The organism is Variovorax sp. P4_B10 (assembly GCF_056402375.1).
This window is the reverse complement of sequence record NZ_JBFUHN010000166.1, coordinates 1-2974: the sequence shown is the minus strand read 5'-3', so window position 1 is coordinate 2974 and position 2974 is coordinate 1. Positions and strand designations below refer to the sequence as shown.

Annotated in this window: 1 protein-coding gene; it reads left to right on the top strand. The window is 63.4% G+C overall.

The window, feature by feature from the left end; translation table 11 throughout:
* On the top strand, positions 1-2974 hold a 2974-nt coding region (locus tag AC1DXX_RS33215), incomplete at both ends, for an Ig-like domain repeat protein (RefSeq protein ID WP_478138454.1).

The window sequence follows — 2974 nt, the reverse complement described above, 5'->3', positions numbered from 1 at the left end:
GTTCCTGGGAACGGCGCAGGCCACCAACGGCGTAGCGACTCTGGTGACGAGCTATCTGCCACTTGGAAACAGCGTTCAGTTGAACGCGGCCTACGCGGGAGATGCCAACAACGTGGCAAGCACCGTCGTCAGTGGTCCGACGATCCAGGTGGTGGCGGGCTCCGCTGTGTCGGGGCCAACTGTCCGGACCACTGGTGTCTCGTTTTCTCTCAATGGCACGGCCCAAGCAGGATATCCGTTCTGGGCGCTGATGACGCTCAGCGGCTCGGGAAATTCCACAGGAACGTTCAGTGTATTTGATGGCCAGACACTCATCGGCAGCTTTGCCTCTCCCGGGGGGACTGGAGGCACGATTGCTGTGCCTGGGCTAAGCGTAGGTACCCACAATCTGACGATCATCTATTCGGGTGATGCGAATCGGCAGGCGGCGATGACGACCAGCCAGTTGGTTGTACCGCAGGGTGCGTTTGCGCTGACGGTGGCGTCTTCTGCGAATCAGGCAGTGTCGGGCGCGCAAGTTGCGCTGACGGCGACACTGGCTCCTGATGTGGTGTTCCTCAATAACCCGGCGTTGAAAAATCTGGGTTTCAATGGACCCGCCCCGAGTGGAACCGTCACGTTCTATCGAAATGGAACGGCCATCGGAACGGCCAGTGTCATCAATGGAGTGGCCACGCTGAATGTCAGCAATCTGCCCCTGGGAGCCAACAGCATCACGGCAAGCTATTCGGGTGACGCGAACTACACGACTGTCAATGCCGGGGCGATATCGCAAGGGATCGCATCTGCACCGATAACCACGTCCACGACACTTTCGTTGTCGACTACCGCACCAACATACGGCAGTGTGCTGACACTGACGGCCGGCCCCAGCGGGCAAGGCAATCCACAAAGCGGTACCGTTAGCTTCTACGACGGAACAACCCTGCTGGGAACGGTCTCGCTGACCAACGGCAAGGCCAGCTTGAGCGTCAGCAATCTGGAGGTAGGCTCGCATTCCATCAAGGCCGTCTATTCCGGCGATGTGAACAATGCCACCTCGCAAACCACGGCCAGTGTCACGATAGCGAAGTCRCCTTCGACGCTGACCAACCTGACGTCAGCCTCGGTCGCCAAGGATGGTGCCCTGTCGGTGCGGGTCAACGGTCCGCAGCCCGGCGGCCTAGTTGGTTTCTACGATGGAACGCGACTGCTGGGCACGGCCCAGGTTGTCAACGGCGTAGCGACTCTGTCCGGCGTGTTTCTGCCGCCGGGTACGCATACCTTCACGGCCGTTTATGCCGGCGATGCACACAACACCGACAGCGAGGTCGGCTTCACGCAGGTCGTTGAGGGCACACCCGTTACCACCATCCTGGTCAATCTCGACAATGCCCAGGATCGCACTGTTACCCGCTTATACAACCGCGACGGCCGCCTGCAAGGCACCCTCGATGCCGAGGGATATCTCACTGAGTACAAGTACAACGCCGCAGGCGAACTGACGCAAACCATCCGCTACGCCAACCGCGCGGCGAGCTTCACCAGCGTGTCCGCGCGCATGGCGGCCATCGCCATCGCACGCGCCAGCTACAACCTCAGCGGTCTGCGCCCGAGTCTCAATGGCGCAGACATCAATGGCTACAACCTCTACGATGCCCAAGGCCGCATCGTCGGTCAGGTTGACGGCGAGGGCTACCTCACCGAAACCGTCTACGACGCCCGAGGCAACGTCACCCAGACCATCCGGCGTGCCAATCCGGCTGGCGTCGTCGGCGCCGCTTCCACCTTGGACAGCATCCGTCCGGCAGCCGACGCTGCGCGGGACCAGGTCACCACCCAGACCTGGAGTGCGGCCAACCAGCTGCTGAGCCGTACGAATCCCGAAGGCACGGTCACCCAGTTTTCCTATAGCAGCGTCGGCCAGCTCGTGCAGACCACCACCGCCGTGGGCACTTCGGACGAGCGCACCAGCCGAGCGCGCTATGACCTCCAGGGCCGCCTCATCGGCGAACTCGACGGTCGAGGCAGCGATGCCGTTGCCTTGAGCGATCCGTTCGCGCTGTGGGCCGTCAACGGCCTGACCCACACCTATGATGCCGCCGGCCGGCGCACCAGCACCACCGATGCCAACGGCCACCGCGCGCTGTTCTTCTACGACCCCATCGGCCGCCTGCGCTACACCGTCAATGCCCTGGGTGAAGTCACCGAGAGCAAGTACAACGCCCAAGGATTGCTGGCCGAACAGATCGTCTACGGCACCCGCGTCGATGTCGCCACCCTGGGCGCGACGACGCCGGGCGGCCTGAACACCGCCGGCCTGGCCAGCCAGCTCGCCGCCATGGCCGATGCAACCAAGGACACCCATGTCCTGCACACCTACAACGCAACCGGCACCCAGGCCGGTACCACCGATGCGCTGGGCAGTACGACCAGCTATTCCTACAACGCCTTCCGCGAGGCCATCGTCAGCAGCTATGTCCTGAAGAGCGGCTATGTCGTCACCGACACCGCCAGCTACGACCGCCGCGGCCTGAAGACGAAGAGTGTGAGCGATGCGGCGACCCTCGCCATCACCCGGCGCCAGACCTATGACGCCTTCGGCCGGGTCACGGACACCTATGACGGCAACGGCAATCGGAGCCAGATCGGCTACGACCGTCTCGGTCGCGTGGTGACCACCATCGACGCGCTCGGCGGCTCACGCTCCACCAGCTACGACGCCTTCGATCGCGTGCTCACGCAGCGCGATGCGCTGTTCAACACCACCAGCTACAGCTACAACCTCGCCAACCGCAGCGTCGCGGTGACCACGCCCGAGGGCGTGGCCCTGACCACCGTGCACACCCGCCAGGGCCAGACCCAGAGCGTGACCGACGGCCGCGGCAACGCCACCAGCTACAGCTACGACAAGAGCGGCAACCTGCTGCAGACATCTGCCGCACTGGATGCCACCACGACCGTCGCCACCGGCGCCACCTACGACAAGACCGGC